This is a genomic window from Enterobacter sp. UPMP2052 (genome assembly GCF_053709675.1).
The window spans coordinates 216,286-230,803 of sequence record NZ_JBSKJR010000003.1 but is presented as its reverse complement, the minus strand read 5'-3'; the positions used below and the strand labels follow the sequence as shown (position 1 = coordinate 230,803).

17 protein-coding genes and 1 other annotated feature are annotated in these 14,518 nt (G+C 55.0%); of the genes, 14 read left to right on the top strand and 3 right to left on the bottom strand.

Annotation, left to right across the window (positions count from 1 at the left end):
- The first annotated feature begins 137 nt into the window (after positions 1–137).
- Positions 138–2,075, top strand: a complete 1,938-nt coding sequence (gene sltY, locus ACWKX3_RS13035) for a murein transglycosylase (protein ID WP_042319297.1) — start codon at positions 138–140, stop codon at positions 2,073–2,075.
- Between the two features lie 55 nt (positions 2,076–2,130).
- Positions 2,131–2,457, top strand: coding sequence for a trp operon repressor (gene trpR / locus ACWKX3_RS13030; RefSeq protein ID WP_042319296.1), 327 nt, complete (start codon positions 2,131–2,133; stop codon positions 2,455–2,457).
- Here the strand turns inward: trpR and yjjX are convergent.
- A complete protein-coding gene (gene yjjX, locus ACWKX3_RS13025) occupies positions 2,454–2,969 on the bottom strand; it encodes an inosine/xanthosine triphosphatase (protein WP_282484216.1) in 516 nt (171 codons plus the stop codon). The genes trpR and yjjX overlap by 4 nt on opposite strands.
- 49 nt (positions 2,970–3,018) lie before the next feature.
- Between yjjX and gpmB the strand changes: the two genes are divergently transcribed.
- Positions 3,019–3,666, top strand: a complete 648-nt coding sequence (gene gpmB, locus ACWKX3_RS13020) for a 2,3-diphosphoglycerate-dependent phosphoglycerate mutase GpmB (RefSeq protein ID WP_006174012.1) — start codon at positions 3,019–3,021, stop codon at positions 3,664–3,666.
- Here the strand turns inward: gpmB and robA are convergent.
- A complete protein-coding gene (robA, locus tag ACWKX3_RS13015; protein WP_006174011.1) occupies positions 3,663–4,532 on the bottom strand; it encodes an MDR efflux pump AcrAB transcriptional activator RobA in 870 nt (289 codons plus the stop codon). The genes gpmB and robA overlap by 4 nt on opposite strands.
- A 211-nt stretch (positions 4,533–4,743) precedes the next feature.
- Here robA and creA point away from each other — a divergent pair, with 211 nt between their 5' ends.
- From creA to ACWKX3_RS12995, 4 genes are all read left to right on the top strand, one after another.
- Entirely contained in the window at positions 4,744–5,214 is a 471-nt protein-coding gene (gene creA / locus ACWKX3_RS13010) for a protein CreA (protein ID WP_006174009.1), read from the top strand.
- 106 nt (positions 5,215–5,320) lie between these two features.
- Positions 5,321–5,812: an Hcp family type VI secretion system effector gene (locus tag ACWKX3_RS13005; RefSeq protein ID WP_202561641.1), complete on the top strand. Its 492-nt coding sequence runs from the start codon at positions 5,321–5,323 to the stop codon at positions 5,810–5,812.
- A gap of 11 nt (positions 5,813–5,823) precedes the next feature.
- A complete protein-coding gene (locus tag ACWKX3_RS13000; protein ID WP_337278988.1) occupies positions 5,824–6,330 on the top strand; it encodes a DUF2778 domain-containing protein in 507 nt (168 codons plus the stop codon).
- Entirely contained in the window at positions 6,323–6,823 is a 501-nt protein-coding gene (locus ACWKX3_RS12995) for a hypothetical protein (protein ID WP_202561643.1), read from the top strand. The genes ACWKX3_RS13000 and ACWKX3_RS12995 overlap by 8 nt, the downstream gene beginning before the upstream one ends.
- 46 nt (positions 6,824–6,869) lie before the next feature.
- Here ACWKX3_RS12995 and arcA read toward each other — a convergent pair whose 3' ends face one another.
- A complete protein-coding gene (arcA, locus tag ACWKX3_RS12990; RefSeq protein WP_006174002.1) occupies positions 6,870–7,586 on the bottom strand; it encodes a two-component system response regulator ArcA in 717 nt (238 codons plus the stop codon).
- Positions 7,587–7,681: 95 nt separating this feature from the next.
- On the opposite strand from arcA, the gene yjjY reads away from it, so the two are divergent.
- From yjjY to ACWKX3_RS12955, 7 genes are all read left to right on the top strand, one after another.
- Complete coding sequence (gene yjjY / locus ACWKX3_RS12985; RefSeq protein WP_001541509.1) at positions 7,682–7,822, top strand: YjjY family protein; 141 nt, start codon at positions 7,682–7,684, stop codon at positions 7,820–7,822.
- 399 nt (positions 7,823–8,221) lie between these two features.
- Positions 8,222–8,908 carry a tRNA/rRNA methyltransferase gene (locus tag ACWKX3_RS12980; protein WP_153688972.1) on the top strand — a complete coding sequence of 229 codons (687 nt, stop codon included), beginning with the start codon at positions 8,222–8,224 and terminating at the stop codon, positions 8,906–8,908.
- A 211-nt stretch (positions 8,909–9,119) separates the two neighbouring features.
- The gene (gene thrL, locus ACWKX3_RS12975; protein ID WP_072039575.1) at positions 9,120–9,188 is read left to right on the top strand and encodes a thr operon leader peptide; all 69 of its coding nucleotides are present in this window, start codon (positions 9,120–9,122) and stop codon (positions 9,186–9,188) included.
- Positions 9,127–9,244, top strand: a sequence feature (Thr leader region). Its footprint overlaps the gene before it by 62 nt.
- 24 nt (positions 9,245–9,268) lie before the next feature.
- The gene (gene thrA / locus ACWKX3_RS12970) at positions 9,269–11,731 is read left to right on the top strand and encodes a bifunctional aspartate kinase/homoserine dehydrogenase I (RefSeq protein WP_006173999.1); all 2,463 of its coding nucleotides are present in this window, start codon (positions 9,269–9,271) and stop codon (positions 11,729–11,731) included.
- A gap of 1 nt (position 11,732) precedes the next feature.
- Positions 11,733–12,662: a homoserine kinase gene (gene thrB / locus ACWKX3_RS12965; protein WP_202561645.1), complete on the top strand. Its 930-nt coding sequence runs from the start codon at positions 11,733–11,735 to the stop codon at positions 12,660–12,662.
- A 3-nt stretch (positions 12,663–12,665) separates the two neighbouring features.
- Positions 12,666–13,952, top strand: coding sequence for a threonine synthase (gene thrC / locus ACWKX3_RS12960; protein ID WP_454541915.1), 1,287 nt, complete (start codon positions 12,666–12,668; stop codon positions 13,950–13,952).
- Positions 13,953–14,196: 244 nt separating this feature from the next.
- Positions 14,197–14,490 (top strand): DUF2502 domain-containing protein, encoded by a 294-nt coding sequence (locus ACWKX3_RS12955; protein ID WP_058609644.1) that lies wholly within the window; start codon positions 14,197–14,199, stop codon positions 14,488–14,490.
- Positions 14,491–14,518 lie beyond the last annotated feature (28 nt).

The window sequence follows — 14,518 nt, the reverse complement described above, 5'->3', positions numbered from 1 at the left end:
GGAGTGTTAAAACGCGCAAGAAAGGTAAAAAAGTGTCCATAACGTGGCGCGCTGCCGGATGCCTGGTTAGCATAAGTTGATAAGACGTTGAGATGGCATGACGCCGCAACGGAAGTAAAAACAATGAGGAAGAGCTTGTGGAAAAAGCCAAACAGGTGGTCTGGCGACTGCTGGCTGCCAGCGTATGCGTAATGGCTGCGAGCCAGGCGGTGCGAGCCGATTCACTGGATGAACAGCGCAGCCGCTACGCGCAAATCAAGCAGGCGTGGGACAATAAACAGATGGATACCGTGCAGGCGCTGATGCCGACGCTAAAAGAGTATCCGCTGTACCCGTATCTCGAGTATCGCCAGATTACTGACGATCTCATGAATCAACCGACCGTCACCGTCAACAATTTTATCCAGGCGAATCCGACCCTGCCGCCCGCGCGCAACCTTAAATCCCGGTTTGTGAACGAGCTGGCCCGTCGTGAAGACTGGCGCGGGTTGCTGGCCTTTAGCCCTGAAAAGCCGGGCACGACCGAGGCGCAGTGTAATTATTACTACGCGAAATGGGCTACCGGCCAGCAGGAAGAGGCCTGGGCAGGGGCGAAGGATCTGTGGTTGACCGGCAAAAGCCAGCCAAACGCCTGTGATTCGCTGTTTGGCGCCTGGCGCGCCTCCGGCAAGCAGGATCCGCTGGCCTATCTTGAGCGTATCCGCCTGGCGATGAAGGCCGGGAACACGCGTCTGGTCACCGCCCTGGCGGGGCAGATGCCGCCGGACTATCAGACCATTTCGACAGCCGTCATCGCGCTTGCGAACGATCCCAATTCGGTGCTGACCTTTGCACGCACCACGGGGGCCACCGATTTTACCCGTCAGATGGCGGCGGTAGCCTTTACCAGCGTGGCGCGTGACGATGTGGAAAACGCGCGGCTGATGATCCCGCAACTGGTGCAGGCGCAGCAGCTTAACGACGAGCAAACGCAGGAGCTGCGCGACACCGTGGCGTGGCGACTGATGGGCACGGATGTGACCGACGAGCAGGCCCGCTGGCGTGACGACGCGATTATGCGGTCAAACTCCACCTCTCTGGTTGAGCGCCGCGTGCGCATGGCGCTGGGCACGGGCGATCGCCGTGGGCTGAATACCTGGCTGGCTCGCCTGCCGATGGATGCCAAAGAGAAAGATGAATGGCGCTACTGGCAGGCAGACCTGCTGCTGGAGCGCGGCCGTGAAGACGAAGCGAAAACGATCCTCCACGCCCTGATGCAGCAGCGTGGGTTCTACCCGATGGTGGCGGCGCAGCGTCTGGGTGAAGAGTACACCCTGAAGATCGACAAAGCCCCGGCCAACGCCAACCCGACGCTGACGCAGGGGCCGGAGATGGCCCGCGTGCGCGAGCTGATGTACTGGAACCTCGACAACACCGCGCGCAGCGAGTGGGCTAACCTGGTCACCAGCCGCACCACCGACGAAAAAGCGCAGCTTGCCCGCTACGCCTTTAATAACCACTGGTGGGATCTGAGCGTGCAGGCGACGATCGCCGGTAAGCTGTGGGATCATCTTGAAGAGCGATTCCCGCTGGCCTACAACGATCTGTTTGAGCGCTATACCAGCGGGAAAGACATTCCGCAGAGCTATGCAATGGCGATCGCGCGTCAGGAGAGCGCCTGGAACCCGAAAGTCCGCTCACCGGTCGGGGCCAGCGGCCTGATGCAGATCATGCCGGGTACCGCCACGCACACGGTGAAGATGTTCAACATTCCAGGCTACAGCAGCCCGTCACAGCTGCTGGACCCGGAGACCAATATCAATATCGGTACCAGCTACCTGCAGTACGTTTATCAGCAGTTTGGCAATAACCGTATCTTCTCTTCGGCGGCCTATAACGCCGGTCCGGGGCGGGTGCGCACCTGGCTCGGGAACAGCGCCGGTCGGATAGATGCCGTGGCGTTTGTCGAAAGTATTCCGTTCTCGGAAACGCGTGGATATGTGAAGAACGTGCTGGCCTATGACGCGTACTACCGCTACTTCATGGGGCAGAAAGATACCCTGATGAGCGATGCTGAGTGGCAGAGACGTTACTGATCGGCGTGGGTTGTGTTATGCTGTACTCGCTAATGAGTACAAGAGGCGGCATAACATGACCCAGCATTCCCCGTATTCCTCGGCGATGGCCGAACAACGCAATCAGGAGTGGCTTCGTTTTGTGGAGTTGCTCCGCCAGTCTTATGAAAAAGACCTGCACCTGCCGCTGATGCAGTTGATGCTGACGCCCGACGAGCGCGAGGCGCTGGGCACGCGCGTGCGGATTATCGAAGAGTTGCTGCGCGGTGAAATGAGCCAGCGCGAGCTGAAAAACGAGCTGGGCGCGGGCATTGCGACCATCACTCGCGGGTCGAACAGCCTGAAGTCTGCGCCGGTTGAACTGCGTCAGTGGCTGGAAGCGGTGTTATTGAAAAATCCCTAACGATAAATCGCGTTGTGGAACGGGCTTAACGCCAGAATCACCGCCTGGTGATAAACGCTTGAGCGCGTCAACTTGCCTGCGGTAAAGACGCCAATCGCCCCTTCTTTACGACCAATCTCATCGATGCCGGTGTACTGCGACATCACCGGCCCGAGCGCTTCACCTTCGCGAACCTTATTCAGAATGACGTCCGGCAGCGGCAGGGTGGCCGAGCGCGCTTCACCGCGCTGCGCACGGCTTTCGATGACCACCCAGCTAAAGGTTGCGCCTTCGTCGATACCCGCTTCAATGGCGACCCAAAAGTCTGCATTGGGCGCGGCGGCTTTGGCATTGGCGACGCGATTTCGTGCGCCAGCCCGCGTTTCCTCGCTGCCGAACGGCTGTTCAGGGACGCCGCTCTCGACGCCGACGGCGTCAATGTGGCAGGATCCTTCGCCGAAAATCTCTTCAAATGCCTTTAGAATTGCCTGAATTTTGGCAGGATTGGTGGTAGCAGAGACAACATGGTGCATAATTAAGCTCGATTCAAAAAAACTCATCGCAGTATAACGGAAAAAAAGCATGTTACAGGTATACCTTGTTCGCCACGGTGAGACGCAGTGGAACGCCGAGCGACGTATTCAAGGCCAGTCAGACAGTCCCCTCACTGAAAAGGGCGTGCAGCAAGCATGGCAGGTAGCGGAACGCGCCAGAACGCTGGGCATCACTCACGTTATCTCCAGTGATTTAGGTCGTACACAGCAGACGGCGCGAATTATCGCGGATGCCTGCGGCTGCGATGTTACCCTCGAGCCACGCATTCGCGAGCTGGATATGGGGGTGCTGGAGCAACGCCATATCGATACGCTGACAGAGCAGGAAGAGGGCTGGCGGCGTGCGCTGGTGAACGGTACCGAAGATGGCCGTATTCCGGAAGGCGAATCCATGCAGGAGCTGAGCGTGCGCATGCATGCGGCGCTGGCAGAGTGCCTGAAGCTGCCGGCGGGAAGCCGTCCGCTGCTGGTGAGCCACGGTATCGCGCTGGGTTGCCTGGTGAGCACCATTCTGGGATTACCGGCCTACGCCGAGCGCCGTTTGCGCCTGCGTAACTGCTCAATTTCCCGCATTGATTATCAGGAGAGCCAGTGGCTGGCTTCCGGGTGGGTCGTGGAGATGGCAGGGGACATTTCGCATCTTGATGCCCCTGCGCTGGACGAACTGCAGCGTTAACGGCGGATCGGAATTAAGAATTCCATGCGCAGATTGATTGGGCCTTCTTCCGGCTTAGCATCGCTGGCCGGATAGTAGCGCTCAATGTCCTGACCTTTACGGCGGTTCAGGTTCAGCATTGGCATGCAGGTGCCGTACACGGTCAGGATAAACTCCTGAACGCCGGTGCCCAGCCCTTCATACGAGAACATGACGTATTCGCCACCCTCCACGACGACCGGCTTCGAACCCTGAATGTAGCCATTAGCCAACTCCGGCGTCAGCGCGGTGGTGTAAAACACCTCCTGCTCGTCGTCTTTTTCCTGGCTTGGGTGCGTCTGGTTCAGGCCATACAGGATAGGCGGGATCGCGGGCGCATGGCTCAGGAAATCACGCCAGAACTGCACGCGCATTTGATGACGGAATTCGGAGATCTGCTCCAGCGAACAGGAGTAGCTTTGCGTCGTCCCGATCAAATGGGTTTCAGGCAGCGTAATGAACTGGTATTTCGGCATGGCGAACTCGCCCAGACGCAGCGGCGGACGCATCCCGAACGAGCTCCAGTCAGGCGAACGGCGATAGAGCGCAGGCGTCAGCGAGAACTGTTTTTTGAAGGCGCGGGTGAAGGTTTGCTGTGAATCAAACCGATACTGCAGCGCAATATCCAGAATAGGGCGCGCGGTCAGACGCAGCGCCACAGCAGACTTCGAAAGTCGGCGTGCGCGGATATAAGCCCCGATAGCATGACCGGTGACATCCTTAAACATCCTTTGCAGATGCCACTTGGAATAGCCTGCTTTTGCCGCCACATTATCCAGTGACAAAGGCTGGTCCAGATGACCTTCCAGCCAGGTAAGCAGGTCGCGAATAATTCCAGCCTGATCCATATACTATCCTCATCCTTAAAACAGCAGGTGCCTGATAACAGGTTAGCGGATAATAGCATTTTTTGATGTTTTAGCATTCAGTGTTTTTTTTGCGCATTAATGCTTTTTGCGAGGCATTATGGGCAGATATATTCTAATCCTGTGATCTTGCTACATTTTTGGCTAAAGTGTTGAATAATCGCTCAATGTAATTTTAAAGAATGGTAACAATATGAAATACAAGACATTGCTCTTCACCGCGTTATTATTGATGGCTGGCCGTGCGGCACAGGCGGAACAGGTAGGTTCCGTCGATACCGTATTTAAAATGTTCGGCCCCGACCACAAAATCGTGGTGGAAGCTTTCGACGATCCCGATGTGAAAAACGTGACCTGCTATATCAGCCGGGCGAAAACCGGCGGTATCAAAGGCGGGCTGGGGCTGGCAGAAGATACCTCCGACGCGGCGATCTCCTGTCAGCAGGTGGGGCCGGTTGAACTGAGCGACAAAATCAAAAACGGCAAAGCACAGGGTGACGTGGTATTCCAGAAACGAACCTCGCTGGTGTTCAAAAAGCTGCAGGTGGTGCGTTTTTACGACGCCAAACGTAACGCCCTGGCCTATCTTGCCTATTCCGACAAAGTGGTGGAAGGATCACCGAAAAACGCGATCAGCGCCGTGCCGATTATGCCGTGGCACTGATTTACCTGAATATGATTGATCGTACTTATGGCACTATAACCTTAACCAAACTATGGACTTAGGGGGATAACATCGGTGCGATCAATTTTGAAAAGGAAATCAGATTATGGCTGTACCCGCACACTTATGGTTATACGATGCCAACGGCTCACTCATCTCTGGAGGGAGTGAGGTTACTGGAAGGGAAGGTAGTATTGAGATACAGAGTTTTGTTCATGGTGTTAATGTTCCCTTTGATGGAAACACTGGTAGGTTGACATCTACACGTGTACATAACGTGATGAGTATTGAGAAAGAGTTCGATAAAGCCTCTCCCTACCTCTACCGCGCAGTAGCTCAATGCGAGAAATTGCAAAAAGCACTCATCCGTTGGTATCGCATTTCACCCTCGGGCATGGAAGAAGAGTTTTTTCATATTTTGCTCGAAGACATCCGCCTCATCCATATCAATCCTACCATGCACAACTTCAAGCAACCTATAGGACAACTTTCGGTGCCGACAGAATCACTTGGTTTGGGTTACGGACGCATTACGTGGAAATATCTCGATGGTAATATTCAGTTTACTGACGAATGGAATTCGCGTGTTTGTGCTTAGGAAATCGGCAAATGATCTACTGTGAGTTGAATTACAACGAGCATTATCCCGCACATAATTTAATGCTTCGTTGTGCTGGCGTCGGTTCTTTCCCGGTTTTTTCGGGGCTGGGTCCGTTTATGAACATCCCTGAATTTACTGCGCATCGTAATGGCCCTATCCCGCTGGGCAAATACTGGATTGTTGACAGGCCGATGGGGGGGATAGGTTCAATGGAAAGAATGGTGGAGAAATGGATCAAAACGGGGAATCGTTATTGGGAATGGTTCGCACTTTATCGGCAAGATGGACTTATTGATGATAGTACATTCGTCGATGGAATATGTCGGGGGAGTTTTCGCCTCCATCCCTTGCGTCCCGACGGTACCGGTGTGTCTGATGGTTGTGTCACTTTTCGTAATCATGCTGATTTTGATCAACTCCGTCAGGCCCTTCTCAGAACGTCAGTCCACACACTTCCTCACAACACCTTAAAAGCTTATGGCGAACTGAACGTAATTGGGATGAGGCGTGCCTGAGTTGAAACAATACTTCCCCTGTTTGATTCGTATTGCTATCGCCCCCTTGGGTTTTGTGCTGCTTGGTATCATGGCATTGAGCAATCTGGACTTCGGCAGTTTTGCCTGGAGCGGATATGAACGCAGCTATCCTCAATTGCTGATGGCGCTTTGCATTAATACAGTCATCACATCCGCTATTTTGGTGGCATGTTACGCATTCATGTTAAAAATCACCTGTACGCTTTCACTGGCAGAATTTGTTACCGGAGCACTTTACATTTGCATCTTTCAACTGTTCTTTATCTTTTTCACCATGGCTGATTGCGTTGTTGTTCTGAAATCGACAATAGAAGGTTTTTTAAGCCAAATTGGTGAGTGGAGAATCGACCAGAATTATCCGCAATTGGAGACACAAAAAGAGGTAAGGGATACACTCATTGCAGCCATTTATTTGGTATGTAATTCAGCGCTATCACTGCTGCTTACCAGGGGCATAATACGGCATATATAAAAAAAACGGCGCAAATGCGCCGTTTTTTAATGCATTATCTGCGGGATTACTCCTGCAGATCACCACAGAAACGATAACCTTCGCCATGAATAGTGGCGATGATTTCAGGCGTGTCTGGCGTGGATTCGAAATGCTTACGAATACGACGGATGGTCACGTCAACGGTACGGTCGTGAGGTTTAAGCTCGCGACCGGTCATTTTCTTCAGCAGTTCTGCACGAGACTGGATCTTGCCCGGATTTTCGCAGAAGTGCAGCATCGCGCGAAATTCGCTGCGCGGCAGTTTATACTGCTCACCGTTCGGGCTAACCAGCGAACGGCTATTGATATCAAGTTCCCAGCCGTTGAATTTATAGCTGTCTACGCTACGACGCTCTTCACTGACCGTACCCAGATTCATGGTGCGGGACAGCAGGTTGCGTGCACGAATGGTTAACTCGCGAGGATTAAACGGTTTGGTGATGTAGTCATCCGCACCGATTTCCAGGCCAAGGATTTTATCGACTTCGTTGTCGCGGCCCGTCAGGAACATTAACGCCACGTTCGCCTGTTCACGCAGCTCGCGCGCCAGAAGAAGGCCGTTTTTGCCTGGCAGGTTGATGTCCATAATGACCAGGTTGATATCATTTTCAGAAAGGATCTGATGCATCTCTGCGCCATCGGTCGCTTCAAAGACATCGTAGCCTTCTGCTTCGAAAATGCTCTTTAACGTGTTGCGTGTAACCAACTCGTCTTCAACGATAAGAATGTGCGGGGTCTGCATGTTTGCTACCTAAATTGCCAACTAAATCGAAACAGGAAGTACAAAAGTCCCTGACCTGCCTGATGCATGTCGCAAATTAACATGATCGGCCTAACGTGACTAAAGTACGTAATTGCGTTCTTGATGCACTTTCCATCAACGTCAACAACATCATTAGCTTGGTCGTGGGTACTTTCCCTTTGGACCCGACAGTGTCAAAAACGGCTGTCATCCTAACCATTTTAACAGCAACATAACAGGCTAAGTGACACCGGACACCCAATAAAACTACGCTTCGTTGACATATATCAAGTTCAATTGTAGCACGTTAACAGTTTGATGAAATCATCGTAGCCGAATGCTAGCCTTTGTCACAATTTTTCAATAAACCAACCAGTTGCGGACATTGATTGATAAACGTTACGAATCCAATCACCAGAGGGTATTCATACGACTATTATCATTATAAAACATAAGGATAATAAGCGTCTGTTAACATTCTAACTGATTGTTCAGTCACAAAATAGTTTAGCGTCTTTAATTCGTTAAGAAATGCTATTTCGGTGATTTGTGTTGCAATTTTGTAAATTCGTGCTGCGTAATATGTCGAAGCGCATCACCTTTTTACCCGCTAACTGATTAAAAAGAGAGCAAAAATGCATCTGTCGATTGTGCTGGTTCAGCCAGCAAGAGCAGAAAATATCGGCGCTGCGGCGCGTGCCATGAAGACCATGGGGTTTACCGATTTACGCATTGTCGGAAGCGTTGCGCATCTGGAGCCAGCAACCCGCTGGGTGGCGCACGGTTCGGGAGATATTGTCGATAATATAACGACTTACGATACGCTGGCCGATGCGCTGCACGATATTTCATTCACCGTTGCCACCACGGCGCGCAGCCGGGCGAAGTTCCACTATTACGCCACGCCTCAAGAACTCGTGCCGCTACTGCGTGAAAAAAGTCAGTGGCTCACCCACGCCGCGCTGGTGTTTGGCCGTGAAGATTCCGGGCTGACGAATGACGAGCTGGCGCTGGCGGATGTGCTTACCGGCGTGCCAATGGTGGCGGATTATCCCTCGCTGAATCTGGGCCAGGCGGTAATGGTTTACTGCTATCAATTAGCATCCTTAATGCAAATTACTCCGCCGCCCGTTTCCGCGACCGATGAAAATCAACTAACCGCGTTACGCGCTCGGGTAGAAAGTCTGATTTCACACCTGGGCGTGGCGGACGACCAAAAAATGACGGACTGGCTGCAGCAGCGTCTGGGACGACTTGAACAGCGCGACACGGCAATGTTGCACCGTTTGCTGCACGATATTGAAAAAAAACTGGCCGAGTAAAATGCTGCCATACGTTTTTAGTATGGCTGAACTGTCTGATATCTGGGGTTGCTTTTGGGGGAATCGGATGAAAATAAATCCGCAAACAGCGGGTCGTCAGAGTGAGCGAATCTGTGATCAAATTAAAAATTCGTTGACTTAGCAGGGCCAATCCTTTAACCCTAAAAGAATAGAGCACAGACAGATAATAATGACAGAGCACACAACATCCATGAAACGCATCAGCATTACCACCATTACAACAACCACCATCATTACCACAGGTAACGATGCGGGCTGACGCGTACAGGAAAAACAAAAAGAAGCCCGCACCTGAACAGTGCGGGCTTTTTTTTCGGCTAAAGGAAACGAGGTAGAACCATGCGAGTGTTGAAGTTCGGCGGTACATCAGTGGCAAATGCAGAACGTTTTCTGCGTGTTGCCGATATCCTGGAGAGTAACGCCAGGCAGGGGCAGGTTGCTACCGTGCTCTCTGCCCCGGCAAAAATCACTAACCATCTGGTGGCGATGATTGAGAAGACCATCGGTGGCCAGGATGCACTTGTGAACATCAGCGATGCCGAGCGTATTTTCGCCGAGTTGCTGCAGGGGCTGGCTGAGGCTCAGCCCGGCTTCCCACTCGCGAAGCTGAAAACCGTTGTTGAGCAAGAGTTCGCGCAAATCAAACACGTGCTGCACGGCATTAGCCTGCTCGGCCAGTGCCCGGACAGCATCAATGCGGCGCTGATCTGCCGTGGTGAAAAACTTTCTATCGCCATCATGGCGGGCCTGCTGAGCGCACGCGGCCACAACGTGACGGTGATTGACCCGGTTGAAAAACTGCTGGCTGTGGGCCACTACCTCGAATCCACCGTCGATATTGCCGAATCGACCCGCCGCATTGCCGCGAGCAAAATTCCTGCCGACCACATGATCCTGATGGCGGGCTTCACCGCCGGCAACGAGAAAGGCGAACTGGTGGTGCTGGGCCGTAACGGCTCGGACTACTCTGCGGCCGTGCTGGCGGCGTGCTTACGCGCAGACTGCTGCGAAATCTGGACCGACGTCGACGGGGTTTACACCTGCGACCCGCGCCAGGTGCCGGACGCCAGACTGCTGAAATCGATGTCGTATCAGGAAGCGATGGAGCTTTCCTACTTCGGCGCCAAAGTGCTGCACCCGCGTACCATCTCCCCAATTGCCCAGTTTCAGATCCCTTGTCTGATCAAAAACACCGGTAACCCGCAGGCACCGGGCACGCTGATAGGTGCCAGCACCGATGAAGATGGCCTGCCGGTGAAGGGCATTTCTAACCTCAACAACATGGCGATGTTCAGCGTCTCCGGCCCCGGCATGAAGGGGATGGTCGGCATGGCGGCGCGCGTATTTGCCGCGATGTCGCGCAACGGGATCTCTGTGGTGCTGATCACCCAGTCCTCATCCGAGTACAGCATCAGCTTCTGCGTACCACAGATAGACTGCCTGCGCGCGCGCCGTGCGCTGGAAGAGGAGTTTTATCTGGAGCTGAAAGAGGAGCTGCTGGAGCCGCTTTCTATTCAGGAGCGTCTGGCGATCATCTCCGTGGTCGGCGACGGAATGCGCACCCTGCGCGGTATCTCCGCCAAATTCTTCGCCGCGCTGGCCCGCGCCAATATCAACATTGTGGCGATTGCTCAGGGGTCGTCCGAGCGTTCAATTTCTGTGGTCGTGGATAACGACGACGCTACCACCGGTGTGCGCGTGGTCCACCAGATGCTGTTCAACACCGATCAGGTCATTGAGCTGTTCCTGATTGGCGTCGGCGGCGTCGGCGGGGCGCTGCTGGAGCAGGTGAAGCGCCAGCAGGAGTGGCTGAAGAAGAAGCATATCGATCTGCGCGTGTGCGGCATTGCGAACTCGAAAGCGCTGCTGACCAACGTCCACGGGCTGAATCTGGAAAACTGGCAGGCCGAACTGAGCGGCGCCAACGAGCCGTTCAATCTGGGCCGCCTGATCCGCCTGGTGAAAGAGTATCACCTGCTTAACCCGGTGATTGTCGACTGTACTTCCACTCAGGCGGTGGCCGACCAGTACGCCGATTTCCTGCGCGAAGGCTTCCACGTAGTGACGCCAAATAAAAAGGCCAACACCTCGTCGATGGATTACTACCATCAGCTGCGCCTGGCGGCGAGCAAGTCGCGCCGCAAGTTCCTGTATGACACCAACGTCGGTGCCGGCCTGCCGGTCATTGAAAACCTGCAAAACCTGCTCAATGCGGGCGATGAACTGCAGCGTTTCTCCGGCATCCTCTCCGGCTCGTTATCCTTCATCTTCGGCAAGCTGGAAGAGGGGATGAGCCTGTCGGAGGCGACCCGCGCCGCGCGCGAGCTGGGCTATACCGAGCCGGACCCGCGCGATGACCTTTCCGGCATGGACGTGGCGCGCAAGCTGCTGATCCTGGTCCGTGAAACCGGCCGCGAGCTGGAACTGTCGGATATCGTTATTGAACCGGTGCTGCCCGCCGGGTTTGACGACAGCGGGGATGTCAGCACCTTTATGACCCATTTACCGCAGCTCGACGACGCTTTTGCCGCGCGCGTGGCGAAAGCCCGTGATGAAGGTAAGGTATTGCGCTATGTTGGCAACATTGAAGAAGATGGCGTTTGCCGCGTGAAGATTGCCGAAGTGGATGGCAACGATCCGCTGTATAAAGTGAAAAACGGCGAGAACGCCCTGGCGTTTTACAGCCACTATTATCAACCATTGCCGCTTGTGCTTCGCGGCTATGGTGCAGGGAACGACGTCACGGCGGCGGGTGTGTTTGCCGATCTGCTGCGTACCCTGTCATGGAAGTTAGGAGTTTAACATGGTCAAAGTTTATGCCCCGGCTTCCAGCGCCAATATGAGCGTCGGGTTTGATGTGCTGGGCGCGGCGGTGACGCCGGTGGACGGTTCGCTGTTGGGCGATACGGTGACGGTTGAGGCGGCAGAGAACTTCAGCCTGCACAACGTGGGCCGCTTCGCCAGCAAGCTGCCGTCGGACCCGCGCGAGAATATTGTTTATCAGTGCTGGGAAAGGTTCTGTCTGGAGATCGGCAAAAACGTGCCGGTCACCATGACCCTGGAAAAAAGCATGCCGATTGGCTCGGGTCTCGGCTCCAGCGCCTGCTCCGTGGTTGCGGCACTGGTGGCGATGAACGAACACTGCGGAAAGCCGCTGAACAACAACCGCCTGCTGGGATTAATGGGCGAGCTGGAAGGGCGCATCTCCGGCAGTATTCATTATGATAACGTGGCACCGTGCTTCCTCGGCGGTATGCAGCTGATGATTGAAGAAAATGGCATCATCAGCCAGCAGGTGCCAGGGTTTGACGAGTGGCTGTGGGTGCTGGCCTATCCGGGCATTAAGGTCTCCACCGCCGAAGCGCGCGCGATCCTGCCCGCGCAGTATCGTCGTCAGGACTGTATCGCCCACGGGCGTCATCTGGCAGGCTTTATTCACGCCTGCTATACCCGACAGCCGCAGCTGGCGGCGAAACTGATGAAAGATGTCATTGCCGAGCCGTATCGCACTAAGCTGCTGCCCGGATTCAACGAGGCGCGAGAGGCGTCACTGGATATTGGCGCGCAGGCGTGCGGCATCTCCGGCTCCGGCCCGACGCTGTTCGCCCTGTGCGATAAGCCTGACACCGCGCAGCGCGTGGCGGACTGGCTCGCGAAACACTACCTGCAAAATCAGGAAGGCTTTGTTCATATTTGCCGTCTGGACACGGCTGGCGCACGAGTACTGGGATAAATAATGAAACTCTACAACCTTAAAGATCATAACGAGCAGGTCAGCTTCGCGCAGGCGGTGACTCAGGGGCTGGGCAAAAATCAGGGGCTGTTCTTCCCGCACGACCTGCCGGAATTTCAGCTCACCGACATCGACGAACTGTTGAAGCAGGACTTTGTCACCCGCAGCACCAAAATCCTCTCGGCGTTCATCGGCGATGAGATCCCGCCAGAGCAGCTGGAAGCGCGCGTGCGTGCGGCCTTTGCCTTCCCGGCACCGGTTAAGCAGGTTGAGCCGGACGTCGGCTGTCTGGAGCTGTTCCACGGCCCGACGCTGGCGTTTAAAGACTTCGGCGGCCGTTTTATGGCGCAGATGCTGACCCACATCAGCGGCGACAAGCCGGTGACCATTCTGACCGCCACCTCCGGCGACACCGGTGCCGCGGTCGCGCATGCGTTCTACGGCCTGAAAAACGTCCGCGTGGTGATCCTCTACCCGAAAGGCAAAATCAGCCCGCTGCAGGAAAAACTGTTCTGTACCCTTGGCGGCAACATTGAGACTGTGGCGATCGACGGCGATTTCGATGCCTGTCAGGCGCTGGTTAAACAGGCCTTCGACGACGAAGAGATGAAAGTGGCGCTGGGGCTGAACTCGGCTAACTCCATCAACATCAGCCGTCTGCTGGCGCAGATTTGCTACTACTTCGAAGCAGTGGCACAGCTGCCGCAGAAGGCGCGCAATCAGCTGGTCGTTTCCGTGCCGAGCGGCAACTTTGGCGACCTGACGGCGGGCCTGCTGGCGAAATCGCTGGGTCTGCCGGTGAAACGCTTTATCGCGGCGACCAACGCCAACGACACCGTACCGCGCTTCCTGAAAGACGGGAAATGGGCACCGAACGCCACGCAGGCGACGCTTTCAAATGCGATGGACGTGAGCCAGCCGAACAACTGGCCGCGCGTTGAGGAGCTGTTCCGCCGCAAGGTCTGGCGTCTTGGCGACCTGGGTTACGCTGCCGTGACGGACGAGACCACCAAAGCGACGATGCGCGAGCTGAAAGCGGTGGGATATACCTCTGAACCGCACGCGGCGATTGCCTACCGCGCTCTGCGCGACCAGCTTCAGCCGGGAGAGTATGGCCTGTTCCTCGGCACCGCGCATCCGGCGAAGTTCAAGGAGAGCGTTGAAGCGATCCTCGGTGAAACGCTGCCGCTGCCGAAAGAGCTGGCCGACCGCGCCGACCTGCCGCTGCTGTCTCATGAACTGCCAGCGGATTTTGCCGCGCTGCGTAAGTTAATGATGACGCGCGGGTGATGCTTTGCCGGGTGGCGCAGCGCTACCCGGCAACAGCAGCACCGATCTGTAGGCCGGGTAAGGCGCAGCCGCCACCCGGCTTTTTTGTGAAGAAATTAAGGAGAAAAAACGCAGTAAATAAGCAGAAATTCCCAATAAATGCGGTCACTTAGCGTTTAGGATTGCAGAGAATAACATCCTCCATCCCCCTCACGTATTCTCCTTACATCGGCCCACGACGGGCAAGAATAATAAGGAGTCACCCATGTCGAAACTGAAACCTGCACTTATCGCGCTTTCACTGATGCTGGTCGCTCCCATGGCGGTACAGGCAGCTGAGATCACCCTCGTGCCTGCGGTAAAACTGCAGATTGGCGATCGGGACAATAACGGACACTACTGGGATGGCGGCCGCTGGCGCGACCATGACTGGTGGAAATCTCACTACGACTGGCGCGATAACCACTGGCGTCCGCACGATGAGCACCATGGGCACGATAACCACCACCACGATCGCCACGACGATCGCGGTCATGGCCCGGACTGGAAGCACCATTAACCAAAAACCCCGCCTGAAGGCGGGGTTT